Annotated in this window: 17 protein-coding genes and 1 tRNA gene; 12 read left to right on the forward strand and 6 right to left on the reverse strand. The window is 70.0% G+C overall.

Annotation, left to right across the window (positions count from 1 at the left end):
* Positions 1-32 precede the first annotated feature (32 nt).
* Positions 33-473: a hypothetical protein gene (locus tag QM634_RS03440; protein WP_415041376.1), complete on the forward strand. Its 441-nt coding sequence runs from the start codon at positions 33-35 to the stop codon at positions 471-473.
* On the opposite strand, the gene QM634_RS03445 is transcribed toward QM634_RS03440, so the two are convergent.
* Both QM634_RS03445 and QM634_RS03450 read right to left on the reverse strand, forming a co-directional pair.
* Entirely contained in the window at positions 474-1,955 is a 1,482-nt protein-coding gene (locus tag QM634_RS03445; RefSeq protein WP_415041377.1) for an MFS transporter, read from the reverse strand.
* 33 nt (positions 1,956-1,988) lie between these two features.
* On the reverse strand, positions 1,989-3,239 hold the full coding sequence (locus QM634_RS03450) for a hypothetical protein (protein ID WP_415041378.1): 1,251 nt from the start codon (positions 3,237-3,239) through the stop codon (positions 1,989-1,991).
* 102 nt (positions 3,240-3,341) lie between these two features.
* On the opposite strand from QM634_RS03450, the gene QM634_RS03455 reads away from it, so the two are divergent.
* Both QM634_RS03455 and QM634_RS03460 read left to right on the forward strand, forming a co-directional pair.
* Positions 3,342-4,607 carry an aspartate kinase gene (locus QM634_RS03455; protein WP_415041379.1) on the forward strand — a complete coding sequence of 422 codons (1,266 nt, stop codon included), beginning with the start codon at positions 3,342-3,344 and terminating at the stop codon, positions 4,605-4,607.
* 2 nt (positions 4,608-4,609) lie between these two features.
* Positions 4,610-5,635: an aspartate-semialdehyde dehydrogenase gene (locus tag QM634_RS03460; protein ID WP_415041380.1), complete on the forward strand. Its 1,026-nt coding sequence runs from the start codon at positions 4,610-4,612 to the stop codon at positions 5,633-5,635.
* A gap of 6 nt (positions 5,636-5,641) precedes the next feature.
* Here QM634_RS03460 and QM634_RS03465 read toward each other — a convergent pair whose 3' ends face one another.
* Complete coding sequence (locus QM634_RS03465; protein WP_415041381.1) at positions 5,642-6,268, reverse strand: glycoside hydrolase family 19 protein; 627 nt, start codon at positions 6,266-6,268, stop codon at positions 5,642-5,644.
* A 10-nt stretch (positions 6,269-6,278) separates the two neighbouring features.
* Positions 6,279-6,716, reverse strand: coding sequence for an SRPBCC family protein (locus QM634_RS03470; RefSeq protein ID WP_415041382.1), 438 nt, complete (start codon positions 6,714-6,716; stop codon positions 6,279-6,281).
* Between the two features lie 104 nt (positions 6,717-6,820).
* Between QM634_RS03470 and QM634_RS03475 the strand changes: the two genes are divergently transcribed.
* The 9 genes from QM634_RS03475 to QM634_RS03515 all read left to right on the forward strand — a co-directional run bounded on the left by QM634_RS03475 (position 6,821) and on the right by QM634_RS03515 (position 13,676).
* Positions 6,821-6,991: a hypothetical protein gene (locus tag QM634_RS03475; protein ID WP_415041383.1), complete on the forward strand. Its 171-nt coding sequence runs from the start codon at positions 6,821-6,823 to the stop codon at positions 6,989-6,991.
* Between the two features lie 128 nt (positions 6,992-7,119).
* Complete coding sequence (locus QM634_RS03480) at positions 7,120-7,446, forward strand: hypothetical protein (protein ID WP_415041384.1); 327 nt, start codon at positions 7,120-7,122, stop codon at positions 7,444-7,446.
* A gap of 172 nt (positions 7,447-7,618) precedes the next feature.
* On the forward strand, positions 7,619-8,881 hold the full coding sequence (locus QM634_RS03485) for a lipase family protein (RefSeq protein ID WP_415041385.1): 1,263 nt from the start codon (positions 7,619-7,621) through the stop codon (positions 8,879-8,881).
* 54 nt (positions 8,882-8,935) lie between these two features.
* The gene (locus QM634_RS03490; protein WP_415041386.1) at positions 8,936-10,339 is read left to right on the forward strand and encodes a hypothetical protein; all 1,404 of its coding nucleotides are present in this window, start codon (positions 8,936-8,938) and stop codon (positions 10,337-10,339) included.
* A 40-nt stretch (positions 10,340-10,379) separates the two neighbouring features.
* Positions 10,380-11,051, forward strand: a complete 672-nt coding sequence (locus tag QM634_RS03495) for a hypothetical protein (RefSeq protein ID WP_415041387.1) — start codon at positions 10,380-10,382, stop codon at positions 11,049-11,051.
* A 39-nt stretch (positions 11,052-11,090) separates the two neighbouring features.
* The gene (locus QM634_RS03500) at positions 11,091-11,522 is read left to right on the forward strand and encodes an Ohr family peroxiredoxin (protein ID WP_415041388.1); all 432 of its coding nucleotides are present in this window, start codon (positions 11,091-11,093) and stop codon (positions 11,520-11,522) included.
* Positions 11,523-11,577: 55 nt separating this feature from the next.
* Entirely contained in the window at positions 11,578-12,051 is a 474-nt protein-coding gene (locus tag QM634_RS03505) for a hypothetical protein (protein ID WP_415041389.1), read from the forward strand.
* A 13-nt stretch (positions 12,052-12,064) separates the two neighbouring features.
* On the forward strand, positions 12,065-13,537 hold the full coding sequence (locus QM634_RS03510; protein WP_415041390.1) for a hypothetical protein: 1,473 nt from the start codon (positions 12,065-12,067) through the stop codon (positions 13,535-13,537).
* 65 nt (positions 13,538-13,602) lie between these two features.
* A tRNA-Pro gene (locus tag QM634_RS03515) sits at positions 13,603-13,676 on the forward strand.
* A 141-nt stretch (positions 13,677-13,817) separates the two neighbouring features.
* Here QM634_RS03515 and QM634_RS03520 read toward each other — a convergent pair.
* Together QM634_RS03520 and QM634_RS03525 are read right to left on the reverse strand one after the other, a co-directional pair.
* Positions 13,818-14,801 (reverse strand): metallophosphoesterase, encoded by a 984-nt coding sequence (locus QM634_RS03520; RefSeq protein ID WP_415041391.1) that lies wholly within the window; start codon positions 14,799-14,801, stop codon positions 13,818-13,820.
* A gap of 93 nt (positions 14,802-14,894) precedes the next feature.
* Entirely contained in the window at positions 14,895-17,345 is a 2,451-nt protein-coding gene (locus tag QM634_RS03525) for a penicillin-binding protein (RefSeq protein WP_415041419.1), read from the reverse strand.
* Positions 17,346-17,441 lie beyond the last annotated feature (96 nt).

Genomic DNA, 17,441 nt, shown 5'->3' on the forward strand with positions numbered 1-17,441 from the left:
GCGTCGACGGGCCATCCCCGAAAGGAACACACATGACTGCCATGCGTCACCGCATCGCGACCGTCGCCCTGGGCGTCGGCGCCGCGTCGCTGCTGGCCACGGGCGCCGCCCAGGCCGCCCCGGTCCACGGCCCCGACCTCAAGCCGGTCCCCAAGTCGACGCCCGTCCCCGAGACGAGCTGCACGCTGGGACAGGTCGAGAAGGCCCTGGCCAAGGAGGATCCGGCCATCTGGAAGAAGATCAACAAGTCGCCCCAGCACCGCAACCGCTTCGAGAACATGGTCGTTCTCACCAAGGAGCAGCGGAAGGCGAAGAAGGCGCAGTGGAAGCGCGCGCACCCCACCGAGGCCGCCGCGTTCGACTTCCTGAAGGACAACAACATCTCCTTCCACTCGCCGCAGCAGAAGGCGCAGATGAAGGCCAAGCGCAAGGCCACCATGGCCAAGGTGAAGGCCACCTGCGGCCAGTTCTGATCAGCGACTGATCGGACCCTCCGATGGTGCTGTCCCCGGATCCCGGGGCAGCACCATCGCCGTAACGGCGGCCATGACCAGCAGGATCGCCGCGGCCGTCCCGAGGGCCACGTGCACACCGGACATGTACGCCGACTTCGCGGCGTCGGAGACGGCACTGCTGCCGCCGGCCGAGTCGAGCGCCTCGCGCAGCGTTCCGCGGAACGCGGGGCTCGTCTGCGCGTAGCGGTGGGCGAACACGACGGCGGCGAGGGAGCCGAGCAGCGCCAATCCCAGGGCCTGGCCGAGTTCGAAGCTCGTCTCCGAGATGCCGGTCGCCTCGCCCGCCCGCTCGGGCGGCACGGAGCCGACGGCGACCACCGACACCAGGCTGAACGCGGTGCCGTAGCCGACGCCGGCGACGGCCGACCCGAGCAGGAACGCCCACAGCCCGTCGTGCACGCCGGTCCACTGCAGCACGACCATCCCCAGCGCACAGACCAGCAGGGCGCCGATGAACGCGCGTCGCACCCCGATGCGCGCGACGATGCGGGCAGACCCGAGGGAGAAGGCGCACACCGTCGCGGCCATCGGCAGACCCAGCAGCGCGGCGCCCAGTGGATCGCGGCCGGTGATCGACTGCAGGTACTCGTTGACCAGGTACGTCGTCGCGGCCAGCGACATCATCGCCGCCAGGGTCACGACGATCGCCACCGCGAAGCTCGGCGTGCGAAGCAGCCGCAGATCCACCAGCGGGTGCGCCGAACGGGAGCAGTGGGTGGCAAACGCGGCGAGCAGGGCGATGCCCACCGCACCGACCACGACCGGCACGGGGTCCACGCCGGTCAGGGCGAGGTGCTTGACGGCGTAGACCACGCCGAGGATCCCGCCCACCGACAGGATGACGCCGAGCAGGTCGAAGGGCGCCTCCTCGTCGTCGGCGCGGGCGTCGGCGGGGAGGAGTCGGACCGCCAGCCACAGCACCGCGACCACCGGCACGTTGATCAGGAACACCGAGCCCCACCAGAAGTGGTGCAGCAGCACGCCCCCGACGATCGGCCCGACCGCGGTGCCGCCGGCGAAGGCCGAGGTCCACACGCCGATCGCGCGGCCGCGCTCGACCGTGTCGTCGAACATCGTGGAGATGATGGCCAGGCTCGACGGGAGCAGTGTCGCGCCGCCGAAGCCCATCAGCGCCCGCGCGGCGATTAGCATCGCCGGGGTCGCGGCGAACGCGGCCAGCAGCGACCCGGCGCCGAAGACCGTCGCACCGCCGATGAGGAGCCGCCGACGGCCGACGCGGTCGCCGAGGCTGCCCATCGTGATGAGGAGTCCGGCGATCACGAAGCTGTAGGAGTCGAGGATCCACAGCGACTGCGTCGGCGAGGGATCGAGGTCCTTGGTCAGCTGCGGCATCGCCAGGAACAGCACCGACACGTCCATCGAGACCAACAGCACGGGCAGGATCAGTACGCCCAAACCCCACCATCGCCGGTTGCCCACAAGCCGAGAGGGTAGTCGTCGACCGCGGTCCTGTTACATCGCGTGCGGATAGACCGTGAGCATGTGCGCGCCGAACCACGAACTGAGGGCGACGACCCCGACCAGCATCGTGGTGCGCACCCGCGGCGTCTGATTCGCCACCCAGATGGCGATCGGGATCAGCAGCACGAACGCCGGCAGCAACAGGCGCGCGCGGCTCATCATCAGACCGCTGGACAGCACGATCGACGCGGTGACCAGCGTGCCGTACAGCAGCAGCGGCCACGGGGCGCGCGCGGCGACGTTGATCCCCACCAGCACGACCGTCGCGACGATGATCAGCGCCGTGGCGACGGGCGCGACCTCGCCGGAGTTGATCAGCGAGTAGTTGACGAAGCGGAAGGTCGCCCGGCCCCAGTCGTACTTGGTGCCCCAGCCGCCGGTCTGGATGTCGAACCACCCCATCGGCGTCTCGGTCTTGTGCCAGACGTAGCCCAGGTAGCCCAGGAAGCCCAGCGGTGCGACGACGATCGCGGCCCAGGCGCGCCACCCGCCGAGCCGCACCCCGGCGTTGCCCGTCTTGCCGCGCGGCAGGCCGGTCGCCGCGATGAACGCCGTCAGCATCACGACGGCGATGAGCACGATGCCCGTCGGCCGGATCAGACCGGCGGCCAGCGCGGTGAACCCGGCGAGCAGCCAGCGCTTCTCCAGCACCCCGACCAGCGACCATGCGACCACCGCGCAGAACAGCGCCTCGGTGTAGGCCATCGAGAGCACGACGCCCATCGGGGCGGCGGCGAACAGGATCAGCAGCACCAGGCCGGTCGTGCGGGCCCGCGACTCGTCGGCCCCGGTCATCTCGACGGCACACCAGCGCCCGATCCGCGCCACGGCCACGGCGGCGAAGGCCCCGGCGACGAGGGTCACGATGATCGCGGCGCCGTAGACGCCCAGACCGGGGATCACGGCCACGGCCTTCACCAGATACGGGTAGCCGGGGAAGAACGCGAGCGCGGTGTCGGGGGTGTGGATCCCGTTGGCATCGGTGTTCGTCGCGGGCACGTCGGCGTAGCCGTACTTGGCGATCGCCAGCATCCACTTGCCGTCCCACAGCTGCAGCGTCGTGGGCAGGGTCGTCCCGCGCAAGTCGGCGAACCGGGCGAGGACCGCGATGCCCGCCAGGCGCACCGCGAAGAAGGCGAGAATCGGCACGACCCAGTCGTCGACGACGTCGCGGGGCGTCGGCTGTTGCGCGTCGGCGCGCGCATCGTCGCGCACGGCGTGCGACGTCGAGGAGGTGGCCACGTCGGAGATCGTAGTAGGCGCCGGTGCGCATTCGGAGAGGCAACCACCTCCCCGGTAGACTTGAGCTTCGGCAACTCCCCAGGTCCAGAGAGGTAATTTTCGGTGGCGCTCGTAGTGCAGAAGTATGGCGGGTCCTCGGTCGCAACGGCCGAGCGGATCCGTCGCGTCGCCGAGCGCATCGTGGACACGCGCAAGCGCGGCGACGACGTCGTCGTGGTCGTGTCGGCCATGGGCGACACCACCGACGAACTGCTGGACCTGGCCGAGCAGGTCAACCCGGCCCCGCCGCCGCGCGAGATGGACATGCTCCTCACCTCGGGCGAGCGGATCTCCAACGCGCTGGTCGCCATGGCGATCGCGTCGCTGGGCGCCGAGGCGCAGTCGTTCACCGGTTCGCAGGCCGGCGTCATCACGACCAGCAGCCACGGCAAGGCCAAGATCATCGACGTCACGCCCAGCCGTGTCCGCGACGCCCTCGACGAGGGCAAGATCGTGCTGGTCGCCGGCTTCCAGGGCGTCGCCCAGGACACCAAGGACGTCACGACGCTGGGCCGCGGCGGGTCGGACACGACCGCCGTCGCCTTGGCCGCCGCGCTGAACGCCGACGTCTGCGAGATCTACACCGACGTCGACGGCATCTACAGCGCGGACCCGCGCATCGTGCCCAACGCGCGCCACCTCGACACCGTCTCCTTCGAGGAGATGCTGGAGATGGCGGCAGCCGGCGCCAAGGTGCTCATGCTGCGCTGCGTGGAATACGCGCGGCGCTACAACGTTCCCGTTCATGTGCGCTCGTCGTACTCGAACAAGCCCGGCACCCTGGTGACCGGATCGATGGAGGACATTCCCGTGGAAGAAGCGATTCTCACCGGCGTTGCACACGACCGCAGCGAGGCCAAGGTCACCGTCGTCGGCCTCGACGATCAGCCCGGCTCGGCCGCAAAGGTGTTCCGCGCGGTCGCCGACGCCGACATCGACATCGACATGGTGCTGCAGAACATCTCGAAGGTGGAGACCGGCAAGACCGACATCACCTTCACCCTGTCGCGCGAGCTGGGCCCGATCGCGGTCGAGAAGCTGAACGCGCTGCGCGAGGAGATCGGCTTCGCCGAGGTCCTCTACGACGACCACATCGGCAAGGTGTCGCTCGTCGGCGCCGGCATGCGCTCGCACCCGGGTGTGACCGCGCGCTTCTGCGAGGCCCTCGCCGACGCCGGGATCAACATCGAACTGATCTCGACCTCCGAGATCCGCATCTCGGTGCTGTGCCGCGACACCGACCTCGACGAGGCCGTGCGCGTGCTGCACGACGCCTTCGACCTCGGCAGCGACGAAGAGGCCGTCGTGTACGCCGGAACGGGTCGCTGACCGTGGGCGCCCGCATCGGCGTCGTCGGCGCCACCGGACAGGTCGGCGGGGTCATGCGCGCCCTGCTGGCGGAACGGGATTTCCCCGCCGATGAGGTGCGCTTCTTCGCGTCGTCGCGCTCGGCGGGCAAGAAGCTGCCCTGGAAGGGCGGCGAGATCGTCGTCGAGGACGCCGCGACCGCCGATCCCAGCGGCCTGGACATCGCGCTGTTCTCCGCCGGCGCGACCATGTCGCGCGAGCAGGCCCCGCGGTTCGCCGCGGCGGGCGTGACCGTCATCGACAACTCGTCGGCCTGGCGCAAGGACCCCGATGTCCCGCTGGTCGTCTCCGAGGTCAACGGCGAGCTCGCGAAGACCCCGCCCAAGGGCATCATCGCGAATCCGAACTGCACGACCATGGCCGCGATGCCGGTGCTCAAGCCGCTGCACGAGGCGGCCGGTCTGCGCCGGCTGATCATCTCGTCGTACCAGGCCGTGTCCGGCAGTGGCCTGGCCGGCGTCGAGGAACTCGCGTCGCAGGTCCGTGCGACCGCGGGTGACGCCGAGAAGCTCGTCTACGACGGTTCGTCGGTCGACTTCCCCGATCCGGTGAAGTACGTCGCGCCGATCGCCTTCAACGTCGTCCCGCTGGCCGGCTCGATCGTCGACGACGGCTCCGAGGAGACCGACGAGGACCAGAAGCTGCGGAACGAGTCGCGCAAGATCCTCGGTCTGCCCGAACTCCTGGTCAGCGGCACCTGCGTGCGCGTGCCGGTGTTCACCGGGCACTCGCTGTCGATCAACGCCGAGTTCGACGAGCCGCTGAGCCCGGATCAGGCGCGCAAGATCCTGGCCGACGCCGCCGGGGTCGAGGTCGTCGACGTGCCGACGCCGCTGGACGCCGCCGGCAAGGACGTCTCGCTGGTGGGCCGCTTCCGCCAGGACCCGGGAGTGCCCGACGGCAAGGGCTTGGCCCTGTTCGTCGCCGGCGACAACCTGCGCAAGGGTGCCGCGCTCAACACCATCCAGATCGCCGAACTGCTCGTTTAGCCGTCGCTACCGCTTGCGCCGGCGCAGCCAGCTGCGCCGCTTCGGCGGCGAGGCCGCCTCGGCGAGGCGCAGGCAGTGCTCGTAGCGCGACGTGCGGTCCGCGAGCCCGTTCAGCCCGCCGTTGATCGCCCGGGTGACACCGTCGAGATCGCGGTCGTCGGCGAGGGTGTTGATCTGCGGCCGGGCCACGGTCCAGTACCAGGTCACACCGAGGAAGCCGTACTCGTCGGAGGCCAGCTCCTCGGGATGGTCGACGAAAAAGGTCGACGACGGGACGTAGCCGTTCTCGTGGGCCCAGGCGCTCAGCTCGGTGTAGTTGGTCCGACCGGTCACCTGGATGGGACCGCGGCCCTTGAACCGCACCCCGTCGCCCTTCTCGGTGTTGCCCAGGTCCGTGCGCCCCTCGTAGTCCGCGCCGGAGGCGATCTCCTCCATGTAGCGCAGCCCGGCCGATTCGTGCCCGATCTGGGCGAGCCACATCGCGGCCCGGTCCACGGTCGTGCAGCCGCAGGCGCGCAGGGACTCGACGACTGCCGGGAACAGGAGCCGATAGCGCTCGAAGGGCAGGCTCTCGCCCATCGCCCGCGCGAGGGAGGCGGCGTTGTGGACGATCGGCGGCGTCGAGGAGGCCATCGGGGGGGGGCTACAGCTTCTCGAGGATGCTGTTCAACTTGTGGTCGGAGGCGGACACGGCGGCGTGCACCGCGGGCTCGACCACTTTCGACAGTGCTTTGCCGGCCAGCCCGCCCGGGAACTTGTAGTCGATCGCGACGCTGATCTTGGTGGTCGTCGGGTCGATCTCGGTGAGCTTCCAGCGCGTCTGGTTGTCGAAACCGGAGACCGAGGCGGTGTCGATCTCGGTGCCCTCGACCCAGCGGACGATCTCGATGACCGAGTCGACCCGCGCCCCGACCTTCATCCGCGACTGGAAGCGGGCGCCCTCACCGCGGGTCTGCTCGGTCGTCGGGGTCATCTCGGTGAGGCCGAACATCCACGTCGGCAGGTTCTCGACTTCGGACATGTAGTCCCACACCTTGTCGATCGGCGCGTTGACGGTGTTCTCGTGGTCGATGTGTCCCACGGGGTCTCCTTCGGGTCGGTGCCGGTGCCCCGGCGCGCTTGCGCGACTGTAGAACCCTAGCGGGTACGGCGCGCCCGGCGCGGCGGGACACTACGCTGAGGATCATGAGCGACGAGCAGTGGTACTACGAGATCTCCACCGGCAAGGTCACCCAGGGCAAGGAGGGCAGCGTCATGGATCGCATGGGCCCGTACCCCGACGAGGCCACCGCCCGCCGTGCGCTGGAAATCGCCAAGGAGCGCAACGACTCGGCCGACGCCGACGACGAGGACTGAACCTGGCAGTTCGCCGGGAGCTTCCGTCGAACCCTGCGAAACGGTCATAACGCGGGTATCGCACGCCCTATTGTTCGGACCGACGGGGCAAGGCCTTGCCCCACAACGGATCTGACGAAGGGCATGACATGTTGAACCGAACCACCGCCTCGATCGCCGGCGCGCTCGCCGCGGGGGCGATCCTCCTCGGCGCCGCCCCGGCCCACGCCGCCCAGGGCGGCGACGACACGGCCAACAAGCGCTCGTGGGTCAAGGTCGGCAAGTCCGAGCTCGACAGCGCGGGCGGCGGGTCGGCGGTCTGCGCGGGCACCGGGGTCGAGGCGGTGCACTGCCTGAAGATCGGCAAGGCGCTCGACAAGGAGCGCAAGAAGCATCCGGACGCCAAAGGTTACTGGGCCGAGTTCCACTACAAGAAGGGCTTGGGCATGGGCAAGACCAAGTCCGGCACCTGGTGACCGGCTAGCAGCGGAAACAGGCCGCGCCGACGTCTCAGCAGGGGCGTTGGCGCGGCCTTTTCGTCGCTTTCGGTATCCGGACGGCATAGCGGGAGTCTCGATCCGACTACAGCCGTGCGCCACGGCCGGTCGGTGCTCGCCAGCGTGGGCAACCGCTCGTACTTTCGCGGTTATGCAGAAGCAACGCATCCGCCCATCGCGTCGCGTGCGTCGTGCGGCGACCGCAACGGTCGCGGCGGGCGCCCTCGTCGCCGGGCTCGCCGTCGGCACGTCGACGGTGGGTGCCGCCGATTTCTACACGCCGCCCGCGCAGGTCGGCCCCGCCGCCTCCGAACCGGGTGTGCTGGTGCGCACCCAACCGATCCCGCTGATGGCGCCGCTGCCCGGCCGCGCCACCCGGATCATGTACATGACCGCCTACACCGACGACAAGCCGGTCGCCGCGACAGGCACGGTCATCGAGCCGCTTGCCCGATGGGGCGGTCGCGGCCCGCGCCCGACCGTCGTCCTGGGTCCCGGCACCAGCGGGCAGGGCGATCAGTGCGCACCGTCCAAGCTCATGGGCGTGCCCTTCGCGCTCGACGTCGCGAAGCCGAGCCTGGCGCTGAACTTCTCGTTGCCCGAGATGCTGGTGCTGCTCAACAACGGCGTGCGGGTCGCCGTCGTCGACTACGTGGGCATGGGGACCCCCGGCGTCCCGACCTTCCTCAACCGTGCCGAGCAGGGCCACGCGATGCTCGATGCCGCGCGCGCCGCCCTCAAGCTCCGGGATGCCCCCGGCGACGCCCCGATCGCCTTCTCCGGCTACGGCCAGGGCGGTGCGGCGGCCGCGGCGGCCGCCGAGCTGGCCCACGACTACGCCCCCGAGCTCAATGTCCGCGCCTCCCACGCGGGCGCGCCGATGGCCGACGTGATCAGCGTGGTCAACAAGGTCGACGGCACGCACGATGCGGGCACGATCGGTTACCTGCTGAACGGTCTCACCGTCCGCTACCCGAAGGTCAAGCCGATCCTCGACCGCGAGCTGAGTCCGGCGGGCAAGGCCGTGCTCGCCGGCGTCGCGGGCCAGTGCATCACGGACACCGGGCTGACCTACGGCTTCCAGCGCAGCACCGCGTGGACGCGGACCGGCGAATCCCTCGGCCAGCTGATCGCGCGCACCCCCGAACTGCGCAAGACGCTCGACGATCAGCGCATCGGCAAGGGCAAGCCGTCGGCACCGGTGCTGCTGGAGGCCTCGCCGGCCGACGACCTCGTGCCCTACGCCACGGTGCGCCGCCTCTTCGACGACTGGCGCGGCAAGGGGGCGTCGGTCCAGCTGTCCGACACCGGCCTGCCGCCCCTGCTGCCCGGAACGGGTCTGGCCCACGCGGTGGCGAAGTCGCCGAACGTCCTGCCCGCCACCAGCTACCTCATCACGGCCCTGACCGACTGACCCGGCCCGACTGACTGGGCCCGTGCCCGCCCGCCGTGTGGGACCATTCGGTCCATGAGACTCGGCGGTGCGGGGGTGACGGTGCTGGTCGCGGCGCTGACCATCGCCGGCGCCGCGCCCGGTCACGCGGAGCCCGGTGTCGACGTCGGCCCCACCGGCACCTCGCTCATGCACGGCGACCTGGCGTCGACCGATTCGACGCCGCACCCGGGACCGGGTCGTCGCGCCCGGCTGGCCGCCTCGTCCGTGCCCGGCGGGGCCTGTGCCGCGACCTTCCTGCGCCGCGACCAGATCCCGGTCTCGCTGTGCACGCAGTTCGTCGGCCCGGGCGGGGTCGCCGTCCCGACGGTCACCTCCTTCCATCCGCGCACCGCGGCGGTGATCGCCCGCCTGCCGCTGACCAAGGGCGGACTGCTCGGCGGGGTGTACGGATACCTCGACGGCAGGGGGCGGGTCGTCGTCGCCGACGGCTCCGGGGCCATCGTGCGCGTCGCGCACCACGGCGGGCTGCGGGCGCCGCGGCTGGTCGTCGAGGACCGGGTGTCACTGGCCGGCCACGTACCGCCCGGCGACGCCGTCACCGGGTTGGCCCCCGACTACCGGGGCCGGGTCTGGTTCGTCACGACCGGCGGCGTCGTCGGCACCGTCACGCCGGGCCGGCGGCCCCGCGTGGCGTCCATGCGCCTGCGGCGCGGCGAACAGATGGGCAACGGGCTCTCGGTGCGCCCGGCCGGTGTCTCGGTCCTCACCACGCACGCGCTCTACGAGATGCAGGCCGGTGCCGACGGCCGGCCGCACACGCGCTGGCGCCGCGCCTACGACCGCGGGTCGGCGCGCAAGCCCGGTCAGCTCACCTGGGGGTCGGGCACCACCCCGACCTACTTCGGACCGGGCGGCGACGGCTGGGTCGCCATCGTCGACAACGCCGACCGGGCGCCCAACCTGCTCGTCTACCGCAGCGACGACGGCGGCCTCGTCTGCCGCATGAAGGCCTTCCGGCGCAGCGGGCAGGGCACCGAGAACTCGATCCCGGCGATGGGCAACACCCTCGTCATCCCCAGCACCTACGGCTACCAATACCCACCGCAGGCCGAGAGCGGCGGCCCGTCGCGGCCGCTGTCAGCGCCCTTCGTCGGCGGGTCCACCCGCGTCGACGTCTCCGCCTCCGGGTGCCGCCGCGTGTGGGAGAACGACGACCGGATCGCGACCCTGCCCCGCCTGGCGCGCGGTGACGGCGTCGTCTACGCCCTCGGCTACGGGCCGCTGCGCCCCGGCCCGCAGCAACTCGGCCCCGTCTACCTGATCGGCTCGGATTTCCGGACCGGTCGGCGGGTCCTCACCCTGCCCGTGGGGCAGGGGCCGCTCGACGAGCCGATGGAGTTGACCGGCACGATCGGGCCCGACGGGACGATGTGGCAGGCCACCGTCGGGCGCATGCTGCGCTTCACTGCGCACTGAGCCGAACACGCGAGCGGTCGGCAGTGGCAGTATCGAAGGCATGAACGTGCCCGACGACGATCCCGACGCCCTGCCCAGCCAGGCCGAGCTCGATGCGCTGGACATGGCGGAGTTGACCCGCACCTCCGGCGAGAGCGACATGGGCTACCCGACGCCCGACGAACCGGCGGGTCCGCCGCCGCCCGCCCTCGCGCGCGACGCGTGGGTGCTCTGGTGGATCGGTGCCGCCGCCGGCATCGCGTCGGCGGTCTACCTGCTGGTGAACATCGGGTCGATCTGCGACGGCCTGCAGCAGCGGCTGCTCGCCGACATCAAGAAGGCCATCGACGAGGCCCAGCACGCCGGCAAGAAGCCGCTGTCGATGCCGGCCGACGAGTACCACGGCCTGTCCCACTTCCTGCCGCCGACGATGCTCGTCGCCATCGTTGTGCTCCTCGCGCTGCAGTTCGTGCTGCTGCGCGCGGTCGGGGTGCACCACAGTCGCAACGCCCGCAACATCTTCCTCGCGATGGTGCTCATCAACCTCGTCTGCATCCCCACCGGGATGGACCTGCTGCGGTTCGCCGATTCCGCGCCGACGATGGTCATCGTCGGCTGGATCCAATTCGGCGCGCTGCTGTTGGCGGCGCTGTGCACCTTGCGGCCCGCCGTCGGACGGTGGCTGCCCGCGCCGACCGGCATCGGCAAGGTTTTCCGACCCGGCCGGCCGTAGCGCCGGGTCGCCCCGATCCACCGATTGATAGGAGAAATGATGAGTGTTCAGGTCGCCTACCGGGTTTCGTCGACCGCCACCGGCGGTGGTCGGGACGGCCACGTCGAGTCCGAACCCGGCCGGATCAAGCTCGACCTGCAGCCGCCCGTCGAGCTCGGCGGCAGCGGTGACGGGGCGAATCCCGAAGAGCTGTTCTCCGCCGGTTACGCCGCCTGCTTCCTCGGTGCGCTGCGCCTGGTCGCCAAGAACGCCGGCGTGACCCTGCCCGACGACACCTCGGTCACCGTCACCGCGGGCATCGGCAAGGACCTGGCCGACAACGGCTTCGGACTCGTCGCCGACATCGGCGTCGCGCTGCCCGGCCTCGACCAGGCCAAGGCCGACGAGCTGGCCGCCGCCGCGCATGCCTTCTGCCCCTACTCGAAGGCGACGAAGGGCAACATCGAGCACACGGTGACCGCCACGGTCTGACGTCGCAGCGCGATCGAGCGTCGGCGGCAACAGCGGCTGCGGTAGCGTGAGCGGCGTGAAAGACGCAAACCTGACCTCGGGCGGACTGTCGTTGCTGTTGATCGCGGTGACGGTCGCCGTCATCGCCTTCGTCGTCTACCGCCGACGTGAAACCGCCGCACTGCAGCGCGATGCCTCGTTGGCCCGCGACCTGCGCGACGCGGCCGGTGACGACGCCGTGCGGTTGGCCGCCGTCGACGAGTTCGAGACCACGATCTACCAGCGGCTCTTCTACACGAGCGTCGTCGGGCCGAAGATCCGCAGCGCGGCCTTCTCGCTGCTCGGCCTCGCACTGTCGCTGGGCCTCGCCGTGCTGATCGCGCCGCTGTCCGGCTTCACCGCGACCTCCGCCAAGGTGGTCACCGGTGCGCTCGCCATCGGTTTCGGCATCGCCACGATCGTGTTCGGGGCCTGGGCGCTGTACCACCTGATCAGCACCCCGCGCGTCTCCTTCGTCGAGTCCTACGCCGACGACAACGACGACGACTAGCACCGGACAACCCGTGTGGTCGAAAGTCACTGATCGTCCGCGCCTGCTGCTCGGCGGGGGCGTGATCGTCCTCGTCCTCGCGCTGATCGGTGCGTGGGCGCTGGTGGGCGACACCCCCGCGGTGACGAGCGACCACTCCGACGACCAGTACTCCGTCGCCTTCGGCAACCCCAACGAACCCGATTCGGTGGTGACCAGTCGCGCGACCTTCCCGACCTCGTCGTCGGCGATCCTGGTGAAGGACGATGCGGCCGCCGATGTCGTCGAGCGCAGCGCCAAGGCGGCGCGGGAGCGCCACGTGCCCCTGCTCGCCGTCGGATCCACCTCCGCCGAACCGGTGCGCCGGGAATTGGCGCGGCTGGGTGCGACGAGTGCGGGCGCAGACGACAAGTCGGGGATCCCCGACGTCGGCGTCACGGTCGACGACCTCTCGAGCGTTCCGACGCAGAGCCCGCCGATCACCGGCGATGCCCTGGTCCTCATCGCCGAGGGAACCGGCAGCGCCGCGGCCGAGGCGACCGCGAAGGCGGCCGGCGCCACCGCCGTCGTCGTCGACGCGCCCGATCCGCGGGCCAGCGGCACGGCCATCGACTTCGTGAAGACCCACCCCGACGCACACGTCACCGCGATCGGCGGCGCCTTCGGCACCCCCAAGCTGCTCGCGTCGAACGTGGACCTGGCCCGACAGGCGCCCGAGCTCCCCGGCGGCGGCTACACGCTGTTCCCGGGCCGGCGGATGGTCGCGCTCTACGGGTCGCCCGGTGCACCTGCCCTCGGCCCGCTCGGCCGGCAGGACCTGCCCAAGTCGATTGCACGCGTGAAGCGACTGGCCGCGAGCTACCAGCCGTTCAGCAAGGAGAAGGTGATCCCGGCCTTCGAGATCATCGTCACCGTCGCCTCCGCCGAGCCGGGCAAGGGCAACAAGTACACCAACGTGATCGACCCCAAGGAGATCAAGCCGTGGGTCGAGGAGGCGGGCAAACAGGGCGTCTACGTGACGCTGGACCTGCAGCCCGGTCGCGTCGACTTCCTCACCCAGGCCAAGATCTACGAGGACCTGCTCAAGGAGCCGCACGTCGGCCTCGCCCTCGACCCGGAGTGGCGGCTCAAGCCCAACCAGGTGCACCTGACTCAGATCGGGCAGGTCGCGCCCGAGGAGGTCAACCGGACCTCGGACTGGCTCGCCAAGTTGGTCCGCGACAACAAGCTGCCGCAGAAGCTGTTCGTGCTGCACCAATTCGACGGCGACATGTTGGGCGATCGCAGCAAGATCAACACCGGCCACCCCGAACTCGCCGTCATGATCCACGCCGACGGCCACGGGACGCCGCCGGTGAAGATGGGCACCTGGAACCGCCTCAACACCGGCCTGCCGCCGGGGATCTACATGGGGTGGAAGAACTTCTACACCGAGGACCATCCGACCTTCTCGCCGCAGCGGACCATGCAGGTCCAGCCGACGCCGTGGTTCGTGTCGTACCAGTGATCGGGCGGTCGTAACCCGATTTCACCCCGGCGTACCGACGCGGTAAGCTGATCCAGGTTTTAACACGGGGTATGGCGCAGCTTGGTAGCGCGCTTCGTTCGGGACGAAGAGGTCGTGGGTTCGAATCCCGCTACCCCGACGCAAGGTTGAGATTGCAGAAGAGGCCCTGACCGGCGACGGTCGGGGCCTCCTCGTTTCTCCCGCCCCAGATCCAACACCGCGGTACAGGTTCCAACACGGTTCGGTGTTGGAAGGTGCTGTGCGGAGTTGGATCTTCGGGTCAGACGCGGTCTTCGGCGAGCTGGGGCAGCTGCTCGACCGCCGAATCGTCGCCGCCGTGTGAGACGGGCGTGAGCGTGAGCAGCGTGGCCTCCGGGCGGCAGGCGAAGCGCGCCGGAGCATACGGCGAGGTGCCCAGGCCGGCGCTGACGTGCAGGCGCATGTGGTTGCCCCACCGCGACGGCCCCTTCACCCGTGAGCGGTCGAGTTCGCAGTTGGTGACCAGCGCGCCGTAGAACGGCAGGCACAGCTGCCCGCCGTGGGTGTGCCCGGCCATCACCAGGTCGTAGCCGTCGTCGGCGAAACGGTCCAGCACGCGCGGCTCGGGCGAGTGCGTCAGACCCAGGCGCAGTTGGGCGAGCGGATTCGGGCGCCCGGCGATCGTGTCGTAGCGGTCGCGGTCCAGATGCGGGTCGTCGACGCCGGAGGCCACGATTCGGGTGCCGTCGACCTCGATCTCGTGGGTCCGGTGCGTCGCGTCGAGCCAGCCGCGCTCGATGAACGCGGCGCGCATGTCGCGCCAGGGGAGCGGGTCGCCGGTCTTGCGCTCGTGGTTCTTGTCGAAGTACTTCATCGGGTTCTTCGGCGTCGGTCCGAAGTAGTCGTTGGAGCCGAACACGAACAGCCCCGGGTGCGCGAGGAGACCGTCGAGGGCCTGCATCACCGCGGGCAGCGCCTTCGGGTGGGCGAGGTTGTCGCCGGTGTTCACGACCAGGTCGGGTTCGAGCTCGGCGAGCTCGGCCACCCACGCCTGCTTGAGGTACTGGTTCGGCATCATGTGCAGGTCGCTGATGTGCAGCACGCGCAGCGGCGTCGACCCCGGCTCGAGCACCGGCATCGTCGCGTGGCGCAGGGCAAAGGCGTTGCGCTCGATGACCGTCGCGTAGAACAGCCCGGCTGCGCCGGCGCCAACGGTCGCGGCCGCGGTTCGCCCGAGCGGCGAGGACAGCAGGGACGTCACACGGGAAACTGCACGATCAGACATGCATTTCAGGATACGCGCGGACGCGGGGAGGGCCCACTCGGCGAGATTTTGGGCACGCTCGGCGAGATTCTGGGCACGCTCGGCGAGGTTGGGTCAGCCGGGGATCTGGATGATCACCGGGCCGACGCCGGGAACCTCGACCGTGGTCTCGGTCGGACCGCTGCCGGTCTTCTTCCCGTCGCTCACGTAGATCGACACCATCGAGCCGGGCATCGCGGTGTCCGACGGGGCGGTGAAGACCACCGTGCCCTTCGGTCGCGAACTCGGCGCCTCGAGCTGGTTCACCTTGAATCCGGCGCGCTGCAACCGGGCGGTCGCCTCGCTGGCGGGCAGGCCGGTGACGTTGGGGATGCGGCCGCGGGGCGTGCCCTGCATGTACTCCCACGACGGGGGAGGCATCACCGTCGGCCCGAACTTCCCCGCAATCGGGCTCACGGCGCTGAACCACGTGCGGGCCGGCTCGCTACCGCCGTAGAGGTTGCCGTAGCCGCACTGGCGCAGCGGGCCCGAGCACAGCTCGGCCGGGCGCGGGCCGTCGTTGTAGGCGTAGACCGACGACGCGAGGTTGTTGGTGAAGCCGAGGAAGGCCGACGAGCGGTGCGCCTCGGTGGTACCGGTCTTACTCGACAGCGGCAGGCCCCAGCCCGCACCGCGTGCCGCGGCGGCGGCGGTGCCGGCGCCCGTGTCGTCCTTGCTCATCAGGTTGGCCAGCGTGCGCGCCAGCCCCTTGTCGACGACCTGCTCGCAGCGCGGCGGCGCGAACGGCACGTTGGCCATGGCGGGCTTGCCGTCGGGTCCGATGACGAGGTTGCCGTACTGGTCGCGCTTGACCTTGGTGATGCCGGCGATCGGGTTCGGCGGGCACCAGACGCCGCCGGAGGACAGCGTCGCGGCCACGTTGGACAGCTCGAGTGCGTTGACCGCGAACGGGCCGAGGGTGAACGAGCCGAGGTTGCCCTGCTTGACGTAGGTCGCGATCGACTTGTCGCCGAAGCCCGACGAACCGGGCTGGGTGTAGCTGCGCAGGCCGAGGCGGACCGCCATGTCGACGGTCGGCGAGACGCCGACGCGCTGCAACAGCTTGACGAACGCGGTGTTGGGCGACTGGGCCAGTGCGTTGGTGATCGTCATCGATGCCGGGTACTTGCCGTCGTTCTTGACGCAGTACAGGCTCGGCGGACACCCGTTGGTCGAACCCGAGTTGCCCATGCCGGTCAGCTGCAGGCTGACCGGGACGGGGATGGTCGACCCGCCGCCGATGCCCTTCTCCAGGGCGGCCGCGACGGTGAAGATCTTGAAAATCGACCCGGCGCCGTCGCCGACGAGGGAGAACGGCTGCGGTTGGACGGTCTCGCCGGCCTTGAGGCGCAGGCCGTAGTTGCGCGACGAGCCCATGGCGAGCAGGTCGTGCGACCGGTCGCCCGGCTTGATGACGCTGGCGACCTCGGCGACGCCGTCGGCGTAGGGGCTCGCGTACTGCTGCAGCGCGCGGACCGTCGACCGCTGGACGGCCGGGTCGAGCGTGGTGCGGATGGTGTAGCCGCCGCGCATGACGGTGTTGCGCGACATCCCGTTCTCGGCGAGGAACTTCAGTGCGTAGTCGCACAGGAAGCCGCTGTTCTTGGCCGAGATGCAGCCCTGCTGCTCGACCTTCGGCTGCGGCAGCGTGCCCAGCGGCAGCTTCTTGGCGTTCTCCAGCTCCGCCCGGCGGTCGGGGAAGTTGTCGATCATCGTGTCGAGCACGAGGTTGCGGCGCTCGGTGGCGCCCTGCGGGTTCGTGTACGGGTTCAGCGCCGAACTCGACTGCACCAGGCCGGCGAGCATCGCGGCCTTCTCCACGCTCAGATCCTTGGCGGGGATGCCGAAGTAGGTTTGCGAGGCGGCCTCGATGCCGAAGGCGTTGTTGCCGAACGGGACGGTGTTCAGGTAGCGCGTGATGATCTGCTTCTTGGCCTCTTGCTTGGCCTGCGCCGGTCCCAGGCCGCGTTCGCGACGGGCCTGCTCGGTCATCGACTGCTCCATGTTGAGGGCCATGCGGACCTCGCGGAGCTTGCGCGCGGGGGTCGTCTCGGTGGCGGCCTGCTTCTCGGCCTCGGTCCGCGACAGGACGAACAGTTGGTAGTTCTTGATGTACTGCTGGTCGAGGGTCGAGGCACCCTGCTGCACCTCGCCCGACGAGGAGTTCTTCAGGGCGGCGCGGATCGTGCCCTTCCAGTCGACGCCGTCGTGGTCGAAGAAGCGGCGGTCCTCGATCGACACGATCGCGCGGATCATGTCGGGGTTGATGTCGTTGAACCCGACCTGGAAGCGGTACTGGTCGTAGAGGAGCGCGATCGGCTTGCCGGTCACGTCGGTCATCGTCGTGACCTCGGGAACCGTGCCGTTGAGCAGCTCCGACGACACGTTCTCCATGGCCGCGGCCGCCCGGTTCGACGCGACGCCCAATCCACCGGCGATGGGGAAGAGCAGACCGGCGACGAGGATGCCGGAGACGAAGATCGCGCCGGCGAGCCGGCCGAGCTTGCTCTTGGTCTCCGACGTCATTCGGGAGGATTTCTTAAACGGCACGCCCCACAGGATACGGGGGATTTCCTAGAAGGTGTTAGGCGCGCCGTGACCGACTTGTGATCAATGCCCGGA

Origin of the sequence: Gordonia sp. (in: high G+C Gram-positive bacteria) (assembly GCF_047606305.1) — a bacterium.
Classification (GTDB): Bacteria; Actinomycetota; Actinomycetes; order Mycobacteriales; family Mycobacteriaceae; genus Gordonia.